General features: G+C 63.5%; 15 protein-coding genes and 2 pseudogenes. 6 read left to right on the top strand and 11 right to left on the bottom strand.

Features of this window, described 5'->3' with window-relative positions:
• The coding region (locus AB4Y34_RS15185; RefSeq protein ID WP_368716472.1) for a hypothetical protein at positions 1-242 on the top strand (242 nt) is incomplete at its 5' end.
• Positions 243-374: 132 nt separating this feature from the next.
• Here the strand turns inward: AB4Y34_RS15185 and AB4Y34_RS15180 are convergent.
• From AB4Y34_RS15180 to AB4Y34_RS15150, 7 genes and pseudogenes are all read right to left on the bottom strand, one after another.
• Positions 375-749 (bottom strand): hypothetical protein, encoded by a 375-nt coding sequence (locus tag AB4Y34_RS15180; protein WP_176122102.1) that lies wholly within the window; start codon positions 747-749, stop codon positions 375-377.
• Positions 750-788: 39 nt separating this feature from the next.
• On the bottom strand, positions 789-2,729 hold the full coding sequence (gene dnaK / locus AB4Y34_RS15175; RefSeq protein ID WP_176383279.1) for a molecular chaperone DnaK: 1,941 nt from the start codon (positions 2,727-2,729) through the stop codon (positions 789-791).
• Positions 2,730-2,808: 79 nt separating this feature from the next.
• On the bottom strand, positions 2,809-4,428 hold the full coding sequence (groL, locus tag AB4Y34_RS15170) for a chaperonin GroEL (protein WP_368716471.1): 1,620 nt from the start codon (positions 4,426-4,428) through the stop codon (positions 2,809-2,811).
• Between the two features lie 65 nt (positions 4,429-4,493).
• Positions 4,494-4,697 (bottom strand): annotated as a pseudogene (locus AB4Y34_RS15165) (co-chaperone GroES); the annotation flags it as partial.
• 101 nt (positions 4,698-4,798) lie between these two features.
• Positions 4,799-5,941 (bottom strand): sigma factor-like helix-turn-helix DNA-binding protein, encoded by a 1,143-nt coding sequence (locus tag AB4Y34_RS15160; protein WP_368716470.1) that lies wholly within the window; start codon positions 5,939-5,941, stop codon positions 4,799-4,801.
• A gap of 254 nt (positions 5,942-6,195) precedes the next feature.
• Positions 6,196-6,717: a hypothetical protein gene (locus tag AB4Y34_RS15155; RefSeq protein WP_176383280.1), complete on the bottom strand. Its 522-nt coding sequence runs from the start codon at positions 6,715-6,717 to the stop codon at positions 6,196-6,198.
• Between the two features lie 928 nt (positions 6,718-7,645).
• Positions 7,646-7,882, bottom strand: a pseudogene (locus tag AB4Y34_RS15150) (diguanylate cyclase); the annotation flags it as partial.
• Positions 7,883-8,078: 196 nt separating this feature from the next.
• Between AB4Y34_RS15150 and AB4Y34_RS15145 the strand changes: the two are divergent.
• The 5 genes from AB4Y34_RS15145 to AB4Y34_RS15125 all read left to right on the top strand — a co-directional run bounded on the left by AB4Y34_RS15145 (position 8,079) and on the right by AB4Y34_RS15125 (position 11,194).
• On the top strand, positions 8,079-8,468 hold the full coding sequence (locus AB4Y34_RS15145; protein WP_368716469.1) for an Hsp20/alpha crystallin family protein: 390 nt from the start codon (positions 8,079-8,081) through the stop codon (positions 8,466-8,468).
• Positions 8,469-8,530: 62 nt separating this feature from the next.
• Positions 8,531-8,839 (top strand): hypothetical protein, encoded by a 309-nt coding sequence (locus tag AB4Y34_RS15140; protein WP_368716468.1) that lies wholly within the window; start codon positions 8,531-8,533, stop codon positions 8,837-8,839.
• A 234-nt stretch (positions 8,840-9,073) separates the two neighbouring features.
• Entirely contained in the window at positions 9,074-9,316 is a 243-nt protein-coding gene (locus AB4Y34_RS15135) for a hypothetical protein (RefSeq protein WP_176122110.1), read from the top strand.
• Between the two features lie 107 nt (positions 9,317-9,423).
• Complete coding sequence (locus tag AB4Y34_RS15130; RefSeq protein ID WP_368716467.1) at positions 9,424-9,999, top strand: hypothetical protein; 576 nt, start codon at positions 9,424-9,426, stop codon at positions 9,997-9,999.
• 274 nt (positions 10,000-10,273) lie between these two features.
• Complete coding sequence (locus AB4Y34_RS15125; RefSeq protein WP_368716466.1) at positions 10,274-11,194, top strand: LysR family transcriptional regulator; 921 nt, start codon at positions 10,274-10,276, stop codon at positions 11,192-11,194.
• Here AB4Y34_RS15125 and AB4Y34_RS15120 read toward each other — a convergent pair.
• From AB4Y34_RS15120 to AB4Y34_RS15105, 4 genes are all read right to left on the bottom strand, one after another.
• Positions 11,191-11,892, bottom strand: coding sequence for a sterol desaturase family protein (locus AB4Y34_RS15120; RefSeq protein WP_368716465.1), 702 nt, complete (start codon positions 11,890-11,892; stop codon positions 11,191-11,193). The two genes, AB4Y34_RS15125 and AB4Y34_RS15120, sit on opposite strands and share 4 nt — an antisense overlap.
• Positions 11,893-11,954: 62 nt before the next feature.
• Positions 11,955-13,331: an MFS transporter gene (locus tag AB4Y34_RS15115; RefSeq protein WP_176383225.1), complete on the bottom strand. Its 1,377-nt coding sequence runs from the start codon at positions 13,329-13,331 to the stop codon at positions 11,955-11,957.
• 66 nt (positions 13,332-13,397) lie between these two features.
• The gene (locus AB4Y34_RS15110) at positions 13,398-15,119 is read right to left on the bottom strand and encodes a GMC family oxidoreductase (protein WP_368716464.1); all 1,722 of its coding nucleotides are present in this window, start codon (positions 15,117-15,119) and stop codon (positions 13,398-13,400) included.
• A gap of 45 nt (positions 15,120-15,164) precedes the next feature.
• Positions 15,165-15,971: an enoyl-CoA hydratase/isomerase family protein gene (locus AB4Y34_RS15105; protein ID WP_176122116.1), complete on the bottom strand. Its 807-nt coding sequence runs from the start codon at positions 15,969-15,971 to the stop codon at positions 15,165-15,167.

The following is a 15,971-nucleotide window of genomic DNA, read 5'->3' as shown; positions in this document are numbered from 1 at the left end:
CCCATCCAGACCTCGACAGAATTTGCAGGAAACTACCCATAATCTGCCAGGTTCCTGCAAATGCATCAACAACTTTCCGCTTCAAACCCTTGCTGCAAAAGGCTCTCCGGATTGTTCAGGTTCGACTAAGTATTATGCATCTAATAGCGGCGCTTGCAGATCAAGACAAGCCCGTCTGCTTGCGCGAGCGGCTATTGTTGCTGGGACAACGCTTCGGCGCTGGCTCTGTCGTCGGCTTCTAGTATCCCTGCGATGTCTACCGTGACACCGAAGGCAATCTGCGCCCGCACCGGGACGAGTGCGCTAAAAGATCGCCGCCTTGGTCGCAACACACGACGCCCGATGTGCGCGTGGCACGCGACTGGACACGCGCCTCACCAGATCGGAAACACGAAGTCCGGCTGCGGCTCAAACTGAATGCCGGATTCTGGACAGATCACGCGGCCCCTGACGGCGACTCGCTGGTTAAGATACGGCAGCAGGAGTGTGGGGGGCATCGCACCGCCTTCGCCAAGGAGGATGTCGGTCACCACCTTGTCAGTGCAGGGGGAGGTCGAGGGGCGATCCAGCGTGATCGTCGTATAGTCGCCCGGCGCATACGTCCCGCTGCCACGTCCGATTGTCCCGGTGATCCAGATATCGCGCTGCAGAGGCAACGTCGGCAGCGGCGGGCTGGCTGGCATCGTGGTCTCTGGCCACAAACCGGCAATCGCCGCTGCCGCGAGTAATCCGCACAATCGTCTCTTCATGGCGAAGGCCTCTTACCGTCCAGTGCTGCCACCTGCGCGTCACCGTTTGGTGTTCACTTCCCTGAACTCCGCATCGATCACGTCATCGTCCGAGTCTTGCCCCGGGCGGCCTGCCTCTTGCGGGCTGGTCGCAGGCCCGGGACTGCTCCCCTGTGACTGCACGTCTGCGTAGACTTTTTCTCCGAGTTGCTGCGAGGCGGTAGCGAGTGCGCGGGTCCTGACGTCGATTTCGTCCCGGTCGGAACCCTTGAGCGCGGCCTCCAGTTCCCTGATCGCGGCTTCAATCTTTGCCTTCTCGTCCGGACTCAGCTTCTCGTGGTATTCGCCGAGGGCCTTGCGCGTGCGGTGTATCAGGGCGTCGCCCTGATTGCGCGCCTCGGCCAGTTCACGCAGCCGATGGTCCTCCGCGGCGTGCGCTTCGGCGTCTGTCACCATCTTTTCAACTTCGCCTTCGGACAGGCCCGAACTGGCCTTGATGGTGATCCGGTTTTCCTTGCCCGTCGCCTTGTCTCTGGCCGACACATGCAAGATTCCATTCGCATCGATGTCGAACATCACCTCGATCTGCGGCATGCCACGCGGCGCAGGAGGGATGCCTTCCAGTTTGAACTCACCTAGCAGCTTGTTCCCGCTCGCCATCTCGCGTTCGCCTTGATAGACCTTGATGCCGACTGCCGACTGGTTGTCGTCCGCGGTCGAAAAAACCTCCGAGAACCGGGTCGGAATGGTGGTGTTCCTTTCGATCATCCTGGTCATGACCCCGCCGAGCGTCTCGATGCCAAGCGAGAGCGGCGTGACGTCAAGCAGCAGCACGTCTTTTCGTTCACCGGACAGCACTGCCCCCTGGATCGCCGCGCCCACGGCGACCGCCTCGTCGGGATTGACATCCTTGCGGGGTTCGCGTCCGAAAAACGCCTTGACCGCCTCCTGCACCCTTGGCATCCGCGTCATGCCGCCAACGAGGATGACGTCGTCGATCTTGTCCGTGGACAACCCGGCGTCCTTGATCGCAATTCGGCACGGCTCCATCGTGCGCTCGATCAGATCCTCGACGAGTGCCTCGAGTCTGGCGCGCGTGAGCTTCACGCTCAGATGCTTCGGCCCGGAGGCATCTGCCGTGATGTAGGGCAGGTTGATCTCGGTCTGCTGGCTCGAAGACAGTTCGATCTTCGCCTTTTCGGCCGCTTCTTTCAGGCGTTGCAGTGCGAGCACGTCCTTCGACAGATCAATGCCTTGCTCCTTCCTGAACTCGCCGACGAGATGGTCGATGATGCGCTGGTCGAAATCTTCACCGCCGAGGAACGTGTCCCCGTTCGTCGACAGTACCTCGAACTGTTTTTCACCGCGCACGTCGGCAATCTCGATCAGGGATATGTCAAAGGTGCCACCACCGAGGTCGAATACGGCGATCTTGCGGTCACGGTTTTCCTGCCTGTCCAGACCGAACGCGAGGGCAGCAGCGGTCGGCTCGTTGATGATCCGCCTGACTTCGAGCCCCGCAATACGGCCCGCGTCCTTGGTCGCCTGGCGCTGGCTGTCGTTGAAGTACGCTGGCACGGTAATCACGGCTTCCGTGACTGGCTCGCCGAGATAGTCTTCGGCCGTCTTCTTCATCTTCCGCAAAACCTCTGCGGATACCTGCGGTGGCGCGAGCTTTTCGTCGTGCGCTTCGACCCACGCGTCGCCGTTATCGGCCCTGATGATCCTGTAGGGCATCAGGCCGATGTCCTTCTGGACTTCCTTTTCCTCGAAGCGGCGGCCGATCAGGCGCTTCACTGCGAACAGCGTATTCCCGGGATTGGTGATGGCCTGACGTCTGGCGGGCGCCCCGACGAGTATCTGGTTGTCATCGAGATACGCGACCACCGACGGCGTCGTACGGGCGCCTTCCGAGTTTTCAATCACTTTGACCTGCTTGCCTTCCATCAGCGCCACGCATGAGTTGGTGGTGCCAAGGTCGATACCGATGATCTTGCCCATGATGTCCTCGCCGATGCTCAGTCTTTGCACTGCGTCGGCGGCGCAGGCGGACGCCTCTGCCGCCGTGCGGAACGCCATATCAATAATCGCCTACCGGAGGCACAACCGCCTTTGCCTCGTCTTTCGGCAGTTCAGCAACCACGGCATCGGTGGTGAGGATAAGACCGGCCACCGACGCGGCATTTTGCAGCGCCGTGCGCACCACTTTGGTCGGGTCGACCACCCCCATCTCCACCAGATCGCCGTAGGTGTCTGAAGCCGCGTTCCAGCCGAAATTGCCCGTCTCCCCGACCACACTGTTCAGCACAACCGAGGACTCCTCGCCCGCGTTGGTGGCGATCTGGCGCAGCGGCTCTTCAAGTGCGCGCAGCACGATGCGGATGCCCGCGTCCTGGTCGGCATTGGCGCCCCGTACGTCGCCGAGGCTGGCCCGGGCACGCAGCAATGCGACACCGCCGCCCGGCACGATGCCTTCTTCGACCGCCGCGCGCGTTGCGTGCAGCGCATCCTCGACTCGTGCCTTGCGCTCCTTCATCTCCATCTCGGTAGCGGCGCCTACCTTGATGACGGCAACGCCACCGGACAGCTTCGCAATGCGCTCCTGCAGCTTCTCCCTGTCATAGTCGCTCGTCGTGTCGTCGATCTGGCGACGCAGCGCCTGGACGCGCCCATCGATCGTCTTCCGGTCACCGGCGCCATCGATGATCGTTGTCGCCTCCTTTTCGATCTCCACCCGCTTCGCCCGTCCGAGGTCCTCCAGCTTGACGTTTTCGAGCTTGCCGCCCGTTTCTTCCGAGATGACGAGCCCGCCCGTCAGCGTCGCGATGTCCTCCAGCATCGCCTTGCGCCGGTCGCCGAAACCAGGCGCCTTCACGGCCACGGTTTTCAGGATGCCGCGCACGGAATTCACCACCAGCGTGGTCAGGGCTTCGCCCTCGACGTCCTCGGCAATGATGAGAAGCGGCTTGCCTGCCTTGGCCACCGCTTCCAGCAGGGGCAGCAGATCGCGGATCGACGAGATCTTCCTGTCGTGCACGAGGATGTACGGTTCTTCAAGCACAGCGGACTGCTTTTCGGGATCGGTGATGAAATAGGCGGACAGCCACCCGCGGTCGAACTGCATGCCCTCTACGACCTCGAGTTCGCTTTGCAGCGATTTGCCTTCTTCGATGGTGACGGCGCCGTCCTTGCCGACCTTGTCCATCGCTTGCGCGATGAGCCTGCCGATCTCCTCATCCGCATTGGCCGAGATGGTGCCCACCTGGGTGATCTCGCGGCCGGTCGTGACAGCCCGGGAAAGCTTCCTGAGCTCCTCGACAATCGCCGCGGTGGCCTGGTCGATGCCACGCTTGAGGTCGATCGGGTTCAGGCCCGACGCAACGTACTTCATGCCTTCCCGTACGATGGCCTGGGCGAGCACGGTGGCGGTGGTTGTACCATCACCGGCGACATCCGAGGTTTTGGCGGCGACCTGCCTGACCATCTGCGCCCCCATGTTCTCGAACCTGTCGCTCAGCTCGATCTCCTTCGCGACCGACACGCCGTCCTTGGTGACGGTCGGTGCGCCGTACGCGCGCTCGAGGACGACATTTCGCCCCCTGGGGCCGAGCGTGACCTTGACCGCATCGGCAAGGATGTTGACGCCCGTGAGAATATGCTGGCGGGCGAGTTCATGAAACCTGACATCTTTGGCAGACATTTCGCGCTACCTCCTGACCTGTCAAACGAAGCACAGTTGCACCGGGCAAGGGCCTATGGGGCCGGGCCGAACAGTACGCGGTCGCCGACGTTGACATCGGGCGCACAAAGGCGACCGTCCTCAAGCCGCCTGCCGGGGCCTATCGCGATGACTTCTCCCTCGTCCGGCTTTTCGCCCGCAGTATCGGGGATGACGATACCGGCTGCGGTCGTACGCTCCTGCGGCACGCGCCTGAGCACGACCCGGTCATGCAAGGGCATGAGTTTCATGATCCTGCTCGCATGATCGGTCCACATAGGTCTCGCGTTGGTCTCGTGGCTGTTTTCATCGTTGCCCTCCGTCATTGGTTCGGACGTTGCAGCGTCCGCACTCAATCATGAACGGGCCGTGCCCCCTGTGAGGTATCGCGCCGCGTCGCCTCGTCAAAATCCCTGGAAAGCCCGGATGCAGGCGGCAGCGTGCCCCGCGCGATGTAACCGGCAGGCTCGACCGACGGCTGGGGTGTCAGCCGCAGATCACCGAGCCTCGCCGTGAGAAAAGCGTCGGCATGGGCAAGCCGGTGCCGGAGTTCCTCCTCCGTAATCCCCAGAACCTGTGCCGCGGCGTCTTCCGGCTGCGCTTCAAGACGGCAGAGCGTCACGGCGCGACGCCATGGCTCTGGCAGCTCGGCGAGAAGCGCGGCGACCAGCTCGCGCAGCTCCCTCGAGATGACGGCGTCCTCAGGCGTGCCGTCCGTCGCTGGCACCACGTCCTCAAGGCGCAGCACTTCATCGGGCTGCCAGTACTCGAACAGCAGCTCGTCATCGTCTTCACGCGGTTCGTGCAACTGGACGGGCAGCCGGCCCTCGAGCGAGATGCTTCGGCCTTCCTCCATCTGGCGATGTGCGACTTCTGCTTCAAGCAGTTCCAGTGCGATCTGGTAGAGCCACTGCAGCGGTTCGAGCCGACGCGGGCGCTCAGCAAACCGCTCGCAGGCGCGCGCGAGCGCCTCGTCGACAATATCGTCGACCGATGGGTCGTCCGAAGCGAGATCACCCCGCGTCTGAAGATAGGCGAGTTCCCGCTGCACGAAGCGCTGGAGCGACGCGAGCAGCGGACGAACGGTCTCGCCGAACAGCGTGGACGCGGCGTCCGTCTGTTCGGCCACCGCCGTCCTGAGTTGCCGCAACCCGGCGCGCCGCTCCTTGCGACGCCAGGCGTCCTCGTGACGCAGGTGTGCGACGTGGCGTTCCAGTTGCCGCTCCAGTTCAGTGATGGCATGCTCGATCGCCGTCTCTGGCTCCGGCGCATCGTGGCCGCACGCAAGCGTTGCGCCCGGGAGCACCAGCCTGAGCCGGACGCGGTAGAGACTGCGATGCAGGCTCCTTTCCAGCGTCGCCTGCAGCCGTGCCAGCCCGGACGGGAAGTGCGACAGATGGGGCGTCAGACGCCGATCCGTGAGCCGGCTGATCAAGTCTTCCAGCCCGGGGCGGGAAAGTTTCGCGACATTACGGTAACTGATCGCCGTTTTCATCTCAAACCTGTCCATGGCCCACCGCCTCAATGTATCGCCCGGCCGTCCGCGACCCTATGCAGCTCGCAGAGCCGGCATCCCCGGCGAGCAGGGATTTTCAGCGCATCCCGGCACCCTTGATTCCTCGCCATCCGTGACAGCCTTGCCTAAATCTCATTAGTGATCCTGCTAATGTTAGACACGCACACGAGAACCCCCGCCTCACTCGATGCGTCCGGATCATCACCGGGCGCCCACCGGAATGTTGGTCCTGTTCAACCGGCGCCCGTCCTTCCATTGACGTCCGACTCCCGGCCTTCCAGAGCCAGATACGTGTCAGTCGCCACCAGCCCGAACAGGATGTGATTGAGAAAACTCACCCAGCCTCGCGCATCGGCAAACCACGGGAACAGGTATGTCATGCCGTGGAAATTGATCGCGTACAGGAGCACGCCAAAAACCACGCCCACCAGCGACGCTAGTCCGACATTTGAATCCAGGCTGAAAGGCGCCATGATTACAGCGAGAATGACGGCGAAGAAAATCGACAGCACAAAGTGGGTGACCAGCGCCACCGCCACGACGCCTGATGCGAATGGCGCGGCTTGCAGCGCGTCACGCCCCATCACGATCGCAGCAATCATCCGTAGCGGCACCCACAGGGATTGTCCAGCGACCCGCATGGCGAAGAGTTCGATCACCAGGAAAACCGCGCCTGCCACGCAACCGCCGATGACCGCTGCCGGCCACTCAGGCATGCGGCGATCGAAATGGTGTGAATGCATGTGAAGTTCCATTATGACCACCTTCGGAACTGTGTACTCTTCTCACGTTCTGCCAGGCCGCGTCAGGCTGCCTCGGGAAAATCCGGCGACGGTCCGTGAAACGGGCGACGCTCGAGCAGTCTGACTGCGTAGCCCAGGGCCTGTGCTTCGGCCTGCTCGCGACTGGCCCAGCGTTGGTGACACTGCGGCAGGTGCCAGTCCACGTAGAGCTCACCTTCGTGGGCGATCTGCACTAGCGCGGCATACCTTTCGCTGGGCCCTCCGCGCAGGCCATGTTTCGCACGCCATGCACGAGGACCGTCCGGATACGAATCTCGTAGCCGTTGCGCGGCTCGGTTCTGACCGTATTCATCGGATCACCATTGTCATGATCTGGCGCAACGCAACTGTCGCCGGCGTGGTGAAAGGCGTTGGCGTTGTATGGCCTGTCTGATCACCGCCGGCTAGCGTCTGCGCATGCGTGATCTCAACTGTCGGATCGTGGGTCGCATCGCATTGACCTGTGCATGGAGCATGCGACGGGCGCGCTCAGGGAGCGGTCGCAGAACGTCGGCAAGAGAGGCCGTCGTGCGGTGGAGGCGCGCGATCAGAGGGGAGTCCGAGCGTGGATGGAGGTTGCTCATCGTTTTCTCCTCAGGGGCAGCAAGGAAGAGAACGGGCTTGCGCGCTCCAGTTCGCCTGCCATGCTGCGGGGCAAACAAATCGAAACACGCAGTGTGCGACCCGTGGATCATGGGGCACACTGCCTGAGCTGGATATAACTTAGCTTCACTGACTAAAAATTTCAAGATACATGTGACACTCAGATGCGTGACGCCGCGACGCCTGATGTCAGCCCCCACGTCGGCGCTACCAACCCTCTCTGCCAGCGCCTTCGGCGGAAAATCCTCAGAACTTTTCGCATCTAACGAGGGCGACCAGCGCAGTGGTGGACCTGATGAGAGTCCACGGTCTCGAAACTGTGCCACGGCGCATCAAGCTGGATCGCCGAGGCCGGCACGGTCCGTGGAGTGATATCAACGCCGGGCAGGACAAGCGGTGTCGCTCGCCGGAAACCGTGCCAGTGGAGTATCGCGATGAGCGGCGTATTCACCTGCGCAGCCGCCGTGACCGTGACGGCAAAGAGTGGCAGGCGCACACTGTCCATCTGTTCCTGAAGCATATCGAAAACGACCATGCAGCCTCCTGAGTGACATGTTGCATGGCCACTTGAAATTTCCGTTCCTTGCGCTATTTTGATCATCGCTCAGGCAGTCGCGATAAGCGCTGCGTGTTTCGATTTGTTTGTCGGCGGTGTTTTTCCACGGACGGGCGAACTGGAGCGCGTGGTCCGGTTCGTTCTTCGTGAGAGGCCCGGTTTCAGGGAGCCAGCCATGAGCGATCTTTTCTTCGGCATCGACCGGCCAGGCGAATTCGACCGCCTGCACCGGCAGGTGGCCGGCGTCTTTGCGGCTTTCCCGCGAGCCTGCGCGCGATGCGCATCCTTTCTTTCCGTCAACCGTCGCAGCAGCGACGACTGCGCCGAGATCGTCGCGTCCGTGCCGGGGCTTCGCCTGGCAGCGATCGACGTCCCAATTGACAAGGGGGCTGTCGATCAGCGGCGGACGCAAGCCCCCGAACCGGAGGCCGAACATGAAACGACGCATTACACGAGACCCGCCACCCAACGCGGGCTGTCCAGACGACGCCGGTTCGCCGGCGCGCTTCCTCGCGTAACAGCGCCACGCTGCATGGCAGCGCGGCCCTTGTACGGCCTGAAGTAAGCGCGTGTCGTTTTTGTGCATCGTGCGCCTGCTAAAGGGGCTGTGTTTTATGGGAGACGGAAATGCTCAGTCCACACGAATTTGCGACCCTGATACTGGTTCGCCAGGCGCCGGACCAGCTCGACATGAATCGCGCCGAGCTCGACGCGCTGCTCGAGCGCCAGCTGGTCATGCTGGAACACTGCGCCTCGGGCGCACGCCGCGCGTACCTGTCAGGGAAGGGCAGAACGTTTCTCGACGCGCTTCACCCGGGCGGCTCACCGCGTGTAAGCCGGCAAGCCGCCGGCAATGGCGGTTGGGAAAGATCGGAGACGCCCCTCGTGCCAGGTAGCCGCACGCCCGACATCGTAGTGCCGGGACACGCAGGCTGAATGGCTGCGCGATCGCAACGACAGGCGTGTCGTCCTCGCCGTGACGCGCGGGTGCGGGGCTGGCAGGGCAGGCCGGGCGGACGCGCGGGCGACGCCCGCGGTCATTGAAACGTTGCTCGCGCATGCCGGTGTCGCGGGCTTAGGTCTACGCGGCAAGCCGCGGGCTGCAGGACTGATTGAAAAACCGCGTCGCCTCGCGCCTCGGTGCGCCGCGACGCTTTGCGGAGGTGTCATATGCAAACGGACAAAGTGATGGAGTATCACGGCTACGAGATCCGGCCGATGGTAACCCCCACGGAGACGGGTCGCTACGCGGCGGCGGCCATTGTCACCGGCCGGGCCGGCGATACACGCACGCTCGGCGTCGATGTGGACTTTGCCAACGCCCAGGAGGCTCGCGACGAAGCACTCGAGCTTGCTATCGCATGGATCCAGCAACGCTCGGTTGTTTCGGACCGGTATGTTCGACGGACCTAGCGCGCCGGTCAGCAACCTCTGGCCGGACGCGAGTTGGACACCTGTCGATCCGCTTCTGGTTCGATATCCCGAGCCGTTTGGGCTCAACTCAGCGCGAGGAAAAGAGAATGACGGACACCGCTGTCATCGATCCCGCCGAAGACGCGCTCTATGAACGCATCCGGATCCTGCTCTTTAGCGCGGATCTGCCGGCGCAGCGTTTGGAATCCGATATCGACGATATCGGACGCTTCACCGCGCCGGACGTCCGTTCATCGCAACTGCGCCTGATTGAGGTCATGCCGCCGCTTACACCGGCAGCCGAAGCAATTGTGCGGGCCATGATCCGTGCATATGGCACTGAACTGTTTGGGCGCGGCAGTGCGAATTCCGCGCTGCGTGCCATGATCAAGGCCGGACCTGTCAGGTTTGGACAGACCGCCTTGACGTTGGGGCCTGACGCGCCGTTGCCAGAGCGTGTCCGTCCGCTTGTCGCGGAGATCAACCGGATTTTCGAGCGCTACCCCGAAAGCGGCTTCTCGCACGCCCGATACTCTCTTTCGGCGATTGGCTTGCCGGTCGGCCGCGACAGGCTGCCGCAAGTACACCGCTCGGTGCAACGCGGCCGGAATCTCGAGGGCTCGCCCGATTCGCGAGTTGTCCGCAACAACCCTGAATTGCGCGTCTTTCGTTCAAGTATCTAACGTGTCAGCCGACGGCAGGTGCCAGCCTCGGTACAGCGCGCGCGAAAGCCGGCCAGGTTGGCCCCACACCACCCTCCCAAGCGCATCTGTACGTAGCGTGCCGGGCAGAATCCTGGAGAGATCGGCGCCCATCAGTTGCGCGATCGTCGCACGCATAGGGACGCTCAGCTGGGAACAGCGACTGGATACCGTGGGTTAGTCATACGACGCTCACCTCATGAAAGACGGTGCGCGGTACTATCTTCGTCGGCCCGTCACGTATACGCCATGTCCCATGGAACTGAAGCAGATCCAGTACTTCATCGCGCTTTTCGAAGAAGGCACCGTCACGCGCGCCGCCGGGCGGCTCAACATCGCGCAACCGGCGCTCAGCATGCAGATCGCCAAGCTCGAAACGGAGATTCGGCAGAAGCTCTTCGAGCGGGGGCCGCACGGCATGGCGCCGACCGAAGCCGCACGGTTGATGTACCGCCTTTACACGCCGATCATGCGCGACATCGATCACGCACGCGAGCACCTGAGCCGTCGCGATGTCATCGTGACGGGCCGCGTGTCGCTGGGGATGGTGTCGTCGGAGGCGCAGAGCGTATTGCCCGAATCGCTCGCCCGATTCGATGCGCTTTTCCCGCAAGTCGAAGTCTCCGTCGCCGATGGCTTCAGCGCGCAGCTGATCGACGCTGTCGAATCGGGCCGGCTCGATGCCGCCATCATCAACAAGCCGCGCGGACGGCTGACGCTCCACGTAGAGCCGTTGCTGGTCGAGGAAATGGTGCTGGTGACGAGCGTGGAGCACGGCCCAAAGCTGCCCGACGAGATCGATCTCACGCAGCAGTCGGACATCGAATTCGTGTTGCCCACGCGCCGCAACGGCCTGCGCGGCGCGCTCGATGCCGCGCTGATGGCGGCTGACGTCGTCATCAAGCCGAAGTTCGAGATCGATCTGCTCAGCACCATCGTGCAGTTCGTCGAGCAGAGCGGTGTCGCGACCATCCTGCCGCGCGTCGTCGTGCAGGCGAAAGTGGAGGAAGGGCGCTTGCGCGCACGCACGATAGCGTCGCCGCCGATCGTGCGCCACATCATTCAGGTCACGCATCCGAAGCGGCCGATCGGGCCGGCCGCCCAGGCGCTCATCACGATTATCACTGATGAGATAAAGCGCGTGACGACGGGTGTTTTGGGGAACCAGGCGCCTTAGCGGCCGCGTTCCAACGGTTCGCGCGCGCGGCTCGGAACGTCGCTGCGCGTGCCGAACAGCGTGTCGCAGATCGGGAACGTGAGGTTGAAGTTCTGTGTCGCCATCACTTCGGGATCGTGGTGTGTGGCGTGCAGGCGCCGCACTGTGTTGACGAGCGGAAAGCGGTCGAGCAACGGGCTGTCGGTGACGTGTGAAAGCGTATGCAGGCCCTCGTACATCAGAAAGTACGCCGCCATCGTGAGCAGCGCGATGTAACCTGCGTTGCGGGAGAATACGAGCCCAATCACGAGCGCGAACGGCACGGCCGCCAGCACGAACGCAACCGGCGCAAAAGGCGGAAACAGCAGCGCGCGCCAGTGACGGTGGCCCTTGTATTCAAGCGTCACATGCGTGAAGAACCGGTGATGGACCGCGCAATGGCGCTTGTAGATCATGCTGAAATACTTCGTCGGACGATGCAGCACGTAGCGGTGCGCCGCCCATTCCGCCCAGTTGCCGAACAGAAAGAGCGGAATGACCGCCAGCCATTCGGCAGGCGTCGGTGCATGAAGCTGCATCAGGCAATACACGATCACGCCGCCGGTGAAGAGCAATGTGAAGCCGAGGTGCATTTCGCCGCGATACCACCATGGCGTGGCATTGACATACTCGTCACGGAACTTGTAGGAACGCGCACGAACGTCTTCTTCGTATTTCATCGATGTCTCCGGCTATAGGGAAAGGCGTGCGCCCGTTGGCGTGCGCCGTTACGTCCAATGACTCAGGATCGACTGCGCGCGGAACCGCCTTCGAGCTTGCCGAGCGTCTCGGGCACCACGAACGCGCCCACGAGAAAGATCACGCTGATCGCACCGACGAAGATCGCGAGCGTCGACGGCAACTGGCCCGCGTCCTTCGCGACGAGGGAAACGAAGGTCGGCATCATTCCGCCAATCGCGAAGCCGATGTTCCACGACAGACCCGTGCCGGTCGCGCGGATCGCGGTCGGGAAGCGTTCGTTCAGGAAGATCAGCACGGGCGCATAGCCGGCGCTGCCGAGCGCGGACAGCAGCACCGCGTAGACGCCGACCATCGTGATGCTTTGCGCGGTCGGCAGCAGCAGGAACAGCGCTGGCATCGCGATGAGCCGGATGATGCCGATCCAGATAAACGCGCCCTTGCGTCCGATGAACGTACTGACGTGCCCTGCCGCGACCGAAGCGATCACCACGGCCACGCTGCAGATCATCAGGATCGCGGCGGCGGCGCCGTTCGGCGCATGACTCACGACTTTCAGGAAGGTCGGCAGATAGCCTGATGTGAGGTAGTAGCCGCTGCCGCCGCCGATAGTCAGCAGCAGATTGACGAACAGCACGCCGCGATATTCCCGCGAGAACAGCGTGCGGATCGGCGAGCGCGCGTTATCGGCGTTGACGATCTTCTTCTGTTCAGCGGCTTTCGCAGCTTTTTCCGCGGCGAGCTTCTTCCAGAGCGGCGATTCTTCCAGACCGTTGAACACGAAGAGACCGAGCACCGAACTCAGGATGCCTGTGAAGAACATGCAACGCCAGCCCCAGGCGTCGAACGCATCGCCGGGAAAGACCGCGGACATCGCCAGATACGTGAGCGATGCGAGCAACGCGCCGAGCCCGGCCCCGCCCCCACCGATGAGACCGGACACCGCGCCGCGATACTTCGGCGCGACGGATTCGGTGCCGATCGTATGCGTCGACGCCACCACGCCGCCGACGAACACGCCCTGCACGAGACGCAGCAGCAGAAACAGGACCGGAGCCACGAGCCCGACCTGGGCGACCGTCGGCAGCGCGCCGAAGGCCGCCGTCGAAAGCCCGACGCCGACGACCGCGACGATCATCGCACCCTTGCGGCCATGACGGTCGGCATAGGAGCCGAACAGCGCGGAACCGAGCGGGCGCATCAGCAGCGTCACCGCGAAGGACGCGTACACCGCCGCGAGCGAGAGCATCGCATGTTCGGACGGAAAGAACAGACGCCCGACAACCGGCGCCACATACAACAATACGAACAGGTCGAACAGGTCGAGGGCCCAGCCGAAGCATGAAGCCATCACAGCGCCCATCACCTGGCGCTGATTGACCGAAAGCACGGTGGCCCCGTCTTGCGCTGCTACAGACATTTGCATCTCCTTTGTGTCACAGACGCGCTTTGTTGGATGCGCGCTCTTGTCGAGGTTGAAAAATCGTCAGTGCGCGGAGGCGAACGGCGATGCCACGCTCGCCCGTCGCTGGGCGACCATCGCATCGGCGATCTTCTCGGCGATCATGATGGTCGGTATGTTCGTATTCGCCGATGGCAGTCGCGGCATCAGCGATGCATCCACGACGCGCAGCCCGCGCGTGCCTCGCACGCGGCCTTCGGTATCGGTGACCGCGTCGAGGTCCTGCGCGCCGCCCATGCGGCACGTGCCGCTCGCATGCCACACGCCGAACACGTTCGCGCGGATGAAATCGGCGAGCGCGCGCTCGTCGTGGATCAGCGAAGTCATCTGCTGGCCGCGCGTGAAGAAGCGTTCGATCAGCAGACGCCGCAGCGGCGCGGGCGTATCGAGCAGCACGCCGAGGATCGAAGTCAGAAGCGCGTTGCCTTCGCCGACCTTGCTCAGCGCCTTCACGCGCGGTGAGAACGCGGCCGGGAAGAAGTCGCGTGGATCGCGGCCAAGACCGGATGCATCGACGACGCGCGCCAGCATCCGCACGCCGGCGGCGAGCCGCTGCAAATCGCGTTCGTCGTCGAGCAGATTCAGATCGACGCGCGGCGCAACGGCCGCATCGGGCGATGCCAGTTGCACGCGGCCTCGCGAATACGGCCGGTTGCACCAGAGGAAAAAGAGGCCGAGCCGGTTGCCGAGCGCATGCCACGCGGCGCGCGTCGCGCTCGACAGATACAGGTCCGACTCGTCGCAGCCCGCGACGCCCGAGCTCATGCGCGCAGCCATCATGCTCGCGCGGCGGCGCGCGAGCGGCATGCGAAAGCGCGGCTCGAGAAAATGACAGAACGTGAGCGACGGATGATCCTGCAGATTGCGTCCGACGCCCGGCACGTCGGCCACACACGGAATACCCATCGCCACGAGTTGGCGAGCATCGCCGATACCGGCGCGCATCAGCATCGCGGGCGACTGCAACGCGCCCGCGCTCAGCACCACTTCGCCCGCATCGAAACCCACGCGCTCGCCGTTCGCCGCGATCGCGACGACACCGCGGGCCGTCGCGCCTTCCATCACGATGCGTTCGACGCGCAGATTCGAATAGATGCTGAGATTCGGACGCTTGCGCGTGGCTTCGTCGAGGTAGGCAATCGCTGTCGACACGCGCTTGTCGTCGATGTTCGAGAACGCGCCCGGAAAGAAGCCGTCGCCGAATTCGCCATTCTGGTCCTGAAGTTCCGCGAAGCCGTTCGCGCGCAAACCCTTCGCGAATGCATGGCAGAACGCCGGCCAGTCCTTGGGCATGATCCGGCGGATCGGCACCGGTCCGTCGCTGCCGTGCAATTCGCCGCCGGGAAAGTTCACGTCGCGTTCGAGCTTGCGAAAGTACGGCAGCACGTCGCGCCACGACCAGCCTTCGGCGCCGTTAGCGGCCCATTCGTCGTAGTCGCGCGGCAGACCGCGATTGGCCGACTGCACGTTGATGCTCGAGCCGCCGCCCATCACGCGCCCCTGTTCGTAGACGCGCGGCGCGGCGTGCTGCGTGGCCTTCGCTTTCAGATCGGGCCAGATGTACGTGTCGCCGCAGAAGACGGGCATCGGATAGCTGTCGAGAATCGCCGCGGGCACCGCGCCCGGCGGCGTATCGGCGCCCGCCTCGATCAGCCCGACGCGCACCCGCGGCTCGGCCGACAGCCGATGCGCGAGCACGCATCCGGCCGAGCCGCCGCCTACGATCACGTAGTCGAAGCGATTCATCGCGTTGTCTCCTCTTGTCTCATCCGCCGCGCGGCCTGTCAGGCATCAGCTGCCGCGAAACACCGGCTTGCGCTTGCCATGAAACGCTTCGACGCCTTCGCGGAAATCGTCCGACGAGCGCAGACGGCTATAGCAATGGCCTTCGAGTTCGATCGCGATCGACAAGGGCGCGTCTTCCGAATCGTTCAAGAGCTTCTTCGCGGTGCGTTGCGCGAGCGGCGAGAATGCGCGCAGTTCGTCGACGAGCGCGTCCGTCGCCGCTTCGAGTTCGGCGTCCGCGACGAATTCGACCGCGATGCCCCACTCGTACGCCTGCTCGCCAGGAATGCGGCGCGAGCGCATCACGATGTCCTTCGTGCGGCCGATGCCGACCATCGACTGCAAACGCGCCGAACCGCCCGAGCCGGGAATCTGGCCCAGCTTCTGCTCCGGCAGCGCATAGAAGGTCGTATCGGTGACGATCCGGAAATCGCACGCCAGCGACAACTCGAAGCCCACGCCGAAGCAGAAGCCGCGATTGGCCGCAATCACCGGCTTCGAGCAGCGCGCGGGCGCCGCGATATTCCACGCGAGCTTCGACACGTGTTCCGGCGATGCTTCCAGAAAGCCCTTGATGTCGCCGCCGCTCGAAAAATGCTCGCCCTTCGCGCGCACGACGATCACGCGCACGCGGTCGTCCTCGTCGAGGGCTTCGAACACGGCGCGCAACTGATCGCGTGCGTGCATCGAAATGACGTTGAACGGCGGGCGATGCAGGATGATGTCCGCGCGCTCGCGCTGCGCGTCGATTTCGACCGAGAAGCCGTCGAGGTCTTGCAGCAGCGTCTGGCCGCGATGGTTGAGATCACTCAT

This window comes from Paraburkholderia sp. BR10954 (assembly GCF_040965775.1).
Classification (GTDB): Bacteria; Pseudomonadota; Gammaproteobacteria; order Burkholderiales; family Burkholderiaceae; genus Paraburkholderia; species Paraburkholderia youngii.
The sequence above is the reverse complement of the archived record's forward strand: the minus strand, read 5'-3'. Positions and strand labels throughout refer to the sequence as shown.

Excerpts from the sequence above, each read along its gene's own strand:
- AB4Y34_RS15180 (WP_176122102.1), bottom strand. The coding sequence starts at position 749 with ATGAAGAGACGATTGTGCGGATTACTCGCGGCAGCGGCGATTGCCGGT.
- dnaK (WP_176383279.1), bottom strand. The coding sequence starts at position 2,729 with ATGGGCAAGATCATCGGTATCGACCTTGGCACCACCAACTCATGCGTG.
- groL (WP_368716471.1), bottom strand. The coding sequence starts at position 4,428 with ATGTCTGCCAAAGATGTCAGGTTTCATGAACTCGCCCGCCAGCATATT.
- AB4Y34_RS15160 (WP_368716470.1), bottom strand. The coding sequence starts at position 5,941 with ATGAAAACGGCGATCAGTTACCGTAATGTCGCGAAACTTTCCCGCCCC.
- AB4Y34_RS15155 (WP_176383280.1), bottom strand. The coding sequence starts at position 6,717 with ATGGAACTTCACATGCATTCACACCATTTCGATCGCCGCATGCCTGAG.
- AB4Y34_RS15145 (WP_368716469.1), top strand. The coding sequence starts at position 8,079 with ATGAGCGATCTTTTCTTCGGCATCGACCGGCCAGGCGAATTCGACCGC.
- AB4Y34_RS15140 (WP_368716468.1), top strand. The coding sequence starts at position 8,531 with ATGCTCAGTCCACACGAATTTGCGACCCTGATACTGGTTCGCCAGGCG.
- AB4Y34_RS15135 (WP_176122110.1), top strand. The coding sequence starts at position 9,074 with ATGCAAACGGACAAAGTGATGGAGTATCACGGCTACGAGATCCGGCCG.
- AB4Y34_RS15130 (WP_368716467.1), top strand. The coding sequence starts at position 9,424 with ATGACGGACACCGCTGTCATCGATCCCGCCGAAGACGCGCTCTATGAA.
- AB4Y34_RS15125 (WP_368716466.1), top strand. The coding sequence starts at position 10,274 with ATGGAACTGAAGCAGATCCAGTACTTCATCGCGCTTTTCGAAGAAGGC.
- AB4Y34_RS15120 (WP_368716465.1), bottom strand. The coding sequence starts at position 11,892 with ATGAAATACGAAGAAGACGTTCGTGCGCGTTCCTACAAGTTCCGTGAC.
- AB4Y34_RS15115 (WP_176383225.1), bottom strand. The coding sequence starts at position 13,331 with ATGTCTGTAGCAGCGCAAGACGGGGCCACCGTGCTTTCGGTCAATCAG.
- AB4Y34_RS15110 (WP_368716464.1), bottom strand. The coding sequence starts at position 15,119 with ATGAATCGCTTCGACTACGTGATCGTAGGCGGCGGCTCGGCCGGATGC.
- AB4Y34_RS15105 (WP_176122116.1), bottom strand. The coding sequence starts at position 15,971 with ATGAGTGATCTCAACCATCGCGGCCAGACGCTGCTGCAAGACCTCGAC.